Source organism: Vaccinium witches'-broom phytoplasma str. VAC (genome assembly GCF_000309405.1).
Taxonomy (GTDB): Bacteria; Bacillota_I; Bacilli_A; order Acholeplasmatales; family Acholeplasmataceae; genus Phytoplasma.
The window spans coordinates 1-7412 of the sequence record NZ_AKIN01000046.1; the positions used below are offsets into that span (position 1 = coordinate 1).

The 7412-nt window shown below is 26.6% G+C and carries 8 protein-coding genes and 2 pseudogenes; all 10 read left to right on the top strand.

The features are described from left to right. A pseudogene (locus RI68_RS04265) lies at window positions 1-83 on the top strand (HU family DNA-binding protein); the annotation flags it as partial. 43 nt (window positions 84-126) lie between these two features. Then, window positions 127-2427: pseudogene (locus RI68_RS04430) on the top strand (AAA family ATPase). A gap of 83 nt (window positions 2428-2510) precedes the next feature. After that, complete coding sequence (locus RI68_RS01405) at window positions 2511-3350, top strand: hypothetical protein (RefSeq protein WP_017193473.1); 840 nt, start codon at window positions 2511-2513, stop codon at window positions 3348-3350. Continuing rightward, window positions 3322-4467, top strand: coding sequence for a hypothetical protein (locus tag RI68_RS04280; protein WP_017193474.1), 1146 nt, complete (start codon window positions 3322-3324; stop codon window positions 4465-4467). Before RI68_RS01405 ends, RI68_RS04280 begins: the two co-directional genes overlap by 29 nt. 66 nt (window positions 4468-4533) lie before the next feature. Continuing rightward, entirely contained in the window at window positions 4534-5244 is a 711-nt protein-coding gene (locus RI68_RS01420) for a hypothetical protein (RefSeq protein WP_017193475.1), read from the top strand. Between the two features lie 66 nt (window positions 5245-5310). Beyond that, window positions 5311-5634, top strand: a complete 324-nt coding sequence (locus tag RI68_RS01425; protein WP_017193476.1) for an SVM family protein — start codon at window positions 5311-5313, stop codon at window positions 5632-5634. A gap of 193 nt (window positions 5635-5827) precedes the next feature. After that, entirely contained in the window at window positions 5828-6220 is a 393-nt protein-coding gene (locus tag RI68_RS01430; RefSeq protein ID WP_017193477.1) for a hypothetical protein, read from the top strand. A gap of 15 nt (window positions 6221-6235) precedes the next feature. Then, a complete protein-coding gene (locus RI68_RS04040) occupies window positions 6236-6385 on the top strand; it encodes an SVM family protein (RefSeq protein ID WP_017193478.1) in 150 nt (49 codons plus the stop codon). Further along, entirely contained in the window at window positions 6372-6614 is a 243-nt protein-coding gene (locus tag RI68_RS04045) for a hypothetical protein (RefSeq protein WP_017193479.1), read from the top strand. The genes RI68_RS04040 and RI68_RS04045 overlap by 14 nt, the downstream gene beginning before the upstream one ends. A 54-nt stretch (window positions 6615-6668) precedes the next feature. Further along, complete coding sequence (locus RI68_RS04285; protein ID WP_017193480.1) at window positions 6669-7403, top strand: SVM family protein; 735 nt, start codon at window positions 6669-6671, stop codon at window positions 7401-7403. Window positions 7404-7412 lie beyond the last annotated feature (9 nt).

A 7412-nucleotide genomic window follows, 5' to 3' on the forward strand; every position in this document is an offset into this window, starting at 1 on the left:
TAAAAATACCTGCCAAAACAGTAGTCACTTTCAAACTTTCCAAAACCATTAAAGATAAAGTGAAAACTTTAATTTTAAAATAATCCAATTATTTTCTTTTAAAAAATCTAAGAAAGGAGGTTATCTATGTCATTAAACAAAAAAATTTATTTGAGTTTGATTGGATTATTGAGTTTAGGTTTGTTGATTTTATTAATCTTTGGTATCACTCATTCTCATCTACCAACTCAAAACCCATCATTAACTAATCAACCCTCATCAACAAAACAACAAGAGATCGATAACCAAATCAAATTAGAACAAGCCAAAATTCAAGAACTCCAACAACAAGATCGCACCTTAAAAACCCAAATTGATGAAAATGTTAAAACTTTAACCGACATTATTACTAAAATTAAAACTCTCCAAACCGAATTAACTAATAACCCACAATTACCCCCAAACACGAAAACCCAAAAACAACAACAATTAACAGAACTGAAAAACCAACAACAAACTCAACAAACTTTAGTCAATAATTTATTAGAACAAAGAAAAGCTTTAAACCAAAATCAAAAAGAAAAACAAGAAGAATTAGAAAAATTAGCTCAAGAAAAAGCCCAACTTCAAACCCAAGAAAACCTCCAAAAACAAATTTTTCAATTAAACCAAGCTCTTAATTATGTCGAAGCTAATCAAAAAAGAATTGAAGAATTAAAAACGCAAAAAGAATATCGAAAAAATCAAACTGAATTAAAAAATCTAAATGATTTTCAACTGTTCTTAACTGATCAAAAATTCGCTTTTGAAAAACAAAAGAAAAATTTAACTATCCAATTAAATCATTTAAAAGAAAATAAACCTCTTCCTCATACTAAAAAACAAGTGACATTTAAAGACGTTTACGGCATGGAAACAGAAAAAGAAGAATTAGAAGACTTATTAACTTATTTTCGCACGAACCAATCCTTAATTAACTTCGATCAAGTCCGCCCTAAAGGTTATTTACTTTATGGTCCACCAGGAACAGGAAAAACCTTTTTAATCAAAGCACTTTGTGGAGAAGCTAACGTTCACTTTATTAATTTAATTCCTTCCAAATTCCGACAAAAATACATCGGCGAAGGAGAAAAAGAAGTTGATAAAGTTTGGCAAGAAGCAGAAAATCATGATAAAACCATTATCTTTATTGACGAAATCGAAGGATTAGAAAATCGTAATGATTCTAACATTTCTTCAGGAGGAGTCAATGTGATTAATACTTTATTAGATAAATTAGATGGTTTTAACAGTAGTAATAAAAAAATTGTCTTAATGGGAGCTACTAATAACCTTCATAAAATTGATTCCGCTTTACACAGTCGTTTCAGTAAAGAAATCTATATCGGTCATTTAAAAGATCATGAAATTGAAGGTTATTTAAAACATATTATTGTTCCTTATCAAATTAGTTATCATACTTTCTTAGTTTTAAAAGATATTACCCAATTATGTCAAGGCAAAAATCTCTCTAATCGTGATTTAACGACCATCATAGAAGAAGCTTACAAAAAAACAGCTAAATGGGCTCAATAAAACCCTCAAACTCATGAAGTCATGTTGCCTTCTGATATCGAAGAAGTCTTACAACTAAAATTAAAAACAAAACCTGATTATAGTCAGGTTAAAAAAAGAAGAGAAGCTTGTGAAAATCAATACGCCCAATGGCGTCAAGGGTTCAATCAATATTTAGATAAACCCAAAGATGAAACCAAAATAGAAACCAATTTTACTTTTGATAGTTTAAACGGAATTAACTATTACAATCGTCGCTATTCTCAAATCCAATCTGAATTAAATGATATTAATCAGCAATTAACTAAAATACACCAAGAAAACAAAATTCCAAAATTAGAACAAGAATTAGTAACCTTAAACCAAACACCTGAAAAATACGAACAAACCATTAAAGATAAAAATCAAGAAATTATTGACATTAAAAATAATCTTAAAACTTTTCAAACTCGAGAAGAAAATTTAAGAAAAGAATTAAAGTTGGTCGATAATCTTCGCGAACTTCAAAAAGAACCCTCTAACCTCGCCAACTACATCAAAGACCGTTATCCTTTCGACCGTTGGAATAACAAAGGATTTAATTATGAAAAAACCTCAGTGAATGGATTCAAACATGCTCAATTTGATATGAAAGATGACAGTCATTTATATTCAAATATCAATTTCGAAAAACAATTCAAAGAAGACTCAAGCGGTAATTGCTTAATCCTTAAATACAAAGGTCCTAAACACTTCTTAGACGAAGACAAAGACTATTACCTTGGTCGCGCACGTGTTTCCAATTCTAACTTTGAATTAACTGATTTCCATCTCCACTTCAACCCAAAAAGAAAAACTTTATCGATTTACCAAGATAAACATCACGCAATATCTCAAAATAATAATCAAAAATAATTTTGCCAACATTAAAAGACTCTAAATTAGAGTCTTTTTTAATTTTAAAAACTTTAAATCAAATCAAGAAAGCGAGTAAAAATATGTCAAAAAAAACAAATAAAAACACTAAAAATCAATCCAAAAACAATAAATCTAACGAAATAATTATCAAAAGAAAAACTCCAATTCCTAAAATAATTATTGAAACAAAAGCTAAAAAAGAAAACTGGTTTCTTAAAATCATTAAAACTTTCTTTAATATCCTCAAATGGTTCATCCCATTATTATTAATTGGTGGGGCGATTTATTGGACCCTTTTTAAATTCTTTCCTGAAGTTTTAAACCAAATCAACACTTTTACTGGTGATGCAGCAGCTAAAACTAAAGTGTTTTATGATAAAGCCACTCAACCAATTCGTCAAGTTATCGAGTATATTTATAATAAAGTAACAGGTAATGATAAAGATCCTAATCATACTCCTTCACCGAAAAATAAATTAGGTTATTATCTAACAACTACTTTAAGCGTCATCGGAATTTGTTTGGGAATTGGGAAAGTAGGTAATTGGCTAAAAAGCGGGAAGAAAAAAACTATTAAAAAAGGAACTAAAGTCATCATTCAAAAAAAAGCTACTTCCAAAATAGCGAATGTCGGTGGTAAAATCCTTAAAATTGGTAGTAAAGCTTTATTTTGGGTTTCTTTAGTTTCAACTGCTTACGAACTTTACCAATTTTATCACGAAGAAACTAAAACTCCTAATCCCCCACAACAATTAACCCATAAAATGGAAAATCCCCAACCACCAATCTTACAAACACCATCTATTCAACAACAACCAAACAATGAATTATCAACTATAGTTAATCCAATTCAAGAAGAAACAAATCAAGAAGAAACAACTCAAGAAGAAAGTGAAACTGGTAACCTTAACAATCCCTGATAAGAGTTCAGTTGAATCAACAACTGAACCTACCTTACTACAACAAGAACAACTCCAACACACACCACCACTTGGCGAGGAATTAAAAGAAACTAACCAAACAACGGAAAGTCAACAACTAACTCCTGAAGAAATCATCAAAGCCAAAAACTTATTAGAAATTAAACTCCAACAAGAAAAAATTAATAGTTTAGCTTTAGAAACTCAAAAAGCTAATTTAGAACATGATTTAATTCAAAAACAAGAAGAATTAGAAAACAATCAAAAACTATCCAAACAAGAAAAACAAGCACTCCAAAAAGAAATCAATCAACAAACTGAAAAAATCCGTTCTAAAGAAAACGAAATTTTTACCCAAGATCAAAAGATTAATCAATTAGAAACTGACCTTCACCAAGAAAAAACCATCAACACCGAAAAAGAAAAACAAATTAATGAATTAATCAATCAAATCAACGAACAAAACCAAATGACCGAACAACTCCAAAACCAACTCCAAGAACAAAAATCCCTAATTGAAACTAAAAACCAAGAATTAATAACTAATCAAGCTTTATCTGAACAAGAAAAACAAGCCCTTCAACAGGAAATCAATCAATTAACTACTAATTTTCAACAAAAAGAAAAAGAATATCAAGCAACTATCTACCAAAAAGACCAAGAAATCAACCACTTAAACCAAATCATCAACGAACAAGCAAACGAAATTAATCGTTTAAGCGAGGAATTAGAACAACAAATCGATAAATGGGTGCAACAAGGCCTTCACATTGAAGCTTTAGAAGGAACCATTAAAGCTTTAGAAAATGTCTCTGGTAAATATCTTGAAGAAAACGCCGAACTCCGTCATGAAATCAATAAACTTAAAGAACAAATAAAAGACGAACAAAAAGCCCATGAAGCAACTAAAGTAACCTTAAAAGATAATAAAAATAAATTAATCGAAAAAACAAAAAAATTTGACGAACTTGATGAAATTTTTAAACAACAAGATCTTACCTATAGTGCCGCAATTCAACCTTTGAAAACAAAATTTAAAGAAAATATAAAACAAACAATTAACGGTACAAAGGAAAATGTTAATAAAGTAACTTCTTGGTTAAAAAAATGGTTTTAATTCAAATTCAAAAGTAAAATGTGTTAAAATGTTGGTATGTTATAAATTAACCGAAAGGGACTAATCATGTTTAATATTAAAAAAATCATTAAATGGTTTTTTATTATTTTAGGGGTACTTCTTTTTTTAATTATTGGTTTTATTGTTTTTATTGTTTTAACCGAAAAAAAAATCAATAAATTACCAAAAGAAAAAATTCCTATTTTAAAAGAAACCGCATTAGAAAACATCGAAGAATGGTATGACGATAATAAAAAATGTACAATGATTAAAGCCAAATACACCTTCGATGGCCTTAATGGAATTGGTTATTATGAACAACAACTTCAAGAAAAAAAAGGTAGTCATAACGATATTTCAATCGCTCAAGAACGCCTCGAAACACAAAAAGAACCCTCTAACTTAGCTTATTACATCGAAGACCGTTATCCCTTCGACCTTTGGAAGGAAACCTCAGTGAATGGATTCAAACATGCTCAATTTGATATGAAAGATGACAGTCATTTATATTCAAATATCAATTTCGAAAAACAATTCAAAGCAGACTCAAGCGGTAATTGCTTAATCCTTAAATACAAAGGTCCTAAACACTTCTTAGACGAAGACAAAGACTATTACCTTGGTCGCGCACGTGTTTCCAATTCTAACTTTGAATTAACTGATTTCCATCTCCACTTCAACCCAAAAAGAAAAACTTTATCGATTTACCAAGATAAACACAATAACGATAAAGTCCAAGAAGCCGAAAATAATAAAAGAACCAGCGATGACTGGTGATAAATGTTTTAACAACTTCCAATATGTTAAAATATAAAGAAATCAAAATAAAAGGAGAATTAATTAATGTTTAAATTAAAAACAAATTTATTATTTTTTAAAATCGTTTTATTTATTGGTTTAGGATTTTTTTTAATTAATAGCAATAATTCCGTTATGGCAGTTAATTATGAAAATGAATCAATTTCATACAAGATGAATATGATTAACGTTATAGAAAAACAAATAATAGATTTTGTTGAAAATTCAAAACAAAAATATCCAAATTTAATTAATGACGATATTAAAAATGTAACCAAATGGATTATTTTAAATGGCGATAAAAAAGATAAAAATCAAATTTTTATAATATTAGAGCAAATTATAAAGAATAATCCAACAATTAGATGAAGAAATTAAAGAATTATTTGACTAAATATCAAACCTTAATTTTTAAAATGAAAGTATTAGAAACAAAAATTAATCACACCCTTTCTTAACGATTAAGAGCTAGAAGAAAATTTCAAAAAAAAATTAATAGAATCAAGGAATAGATAATAATATAATCATTTTTTTTTAATTACAAAAGGAGAAATTGAAAATTATGAATTCATATATTGAAACGGTATTACTTTTTTTCAAAGTTTGCGCAGCGGTTTGTTGCGGTTGTAATACAATAGATATGCACAAAGAAGAAGTTGATAGATACTGGTATCCTATAAAACAAGAAATAGAATTAAATTATCATAAAAATGATTTAAAAAAAATATGTTCAAATATTTTAGATAACAAAGATAATAAAAATTATGAAATCGTATTTGAATATAATCAAATAAAAATAGACATACAACAAATAATAAAAGATATAGATAATTTAAATATTGAAGATATAAAACACTTGAAGAGAAACATTACGGATCATTATCTTAAAATAAATACAATTAATCAAGAAGAAACCGAAATGAAAAAACAATTCCTGGTTGGGAATAAAAAATAAAAGGAGGTTTAATTAATGATTAAATTACAAAATCAATTTAAAATAATAAGTTTTTGTTTATTTGTTTTATTAGGAATTTTATTTATAACTAATAATTATTATGTTATGGCAATGAATAATGGTCATATATCTCAAAATAACGGACATGATAATGGATCATACTAATTTTCAAAATCAAGTTCGTATTTTACAAAATTTAAATTTTCAACAAGCTGGAATAGTTCAACAAATTTTTAATGCTAGAAATAATAACTCTTCTGAGGAAGTTATTAATAATCTTGTGAGGCAAAATGTTGAATTAAGTAGTCGTATCGCTGCTCAACAAATTATTGTCCATAACGCCATGCCGCAACAAAACGATCAAAATCAACAAAACAATCCTAGAAGACCTTAAATAATTTAAAATATATTTTATTGTTATTATCAATATCAAAGGAGATTTCATATAATGTTTAAATTAAAAACAAATTTATTATTTTTTAAAATCGTTTTATTTATTAGTTTAGGATTTTTTTTAATTATTAGTAATAATTCCGTTATGGCGATGGAAAACAATGAATTACAAAATAATTCTAATTTTAACGATAATAACATAGAAATACCTTTTGAAAATTTACCTAAACAACAAATAATTCAAATTAATAATTCTTTTCATGAAAAGAATATCATTAAATTTTTATTTGAAACAAAAATAAACCTTAGTAAAAAATTAGGGGTTTATGATTTGAAAAATTTAAAAGAAAAATACAATGGTTTTTTAATTAAATTTAATATAAATGTAAAACAATTTGTTAATACAAATAATGCTAAAATATGTTTATATAGTAATGCTAGTGATTTAGATAATCCTATATATGATCGTTATAATTTTATAGGTTTTTTAGAAAGAATAATAATAGATAATGTTTCAGAAGAAGGATTATTTAATTATAAATTAAAAAATAACAACCATATTGAAATATATAAATCTGTATTTAAACAAGGATTAGATAATAATTTGTTGGAATCAGAATTGGAAGAAAATGTTTTTAAAATAATCTTAGATTTTGATATAAAAAAAGAATCTAATGATTTATATATGTTTTTTATTTTATATGCTTATGGTTTTACAGAATCGCAAAATTATGAATATATAAATAATTTCAAATTGGATAAAAACATTACTTTTTATAAAAATATTTAATTTTATAAT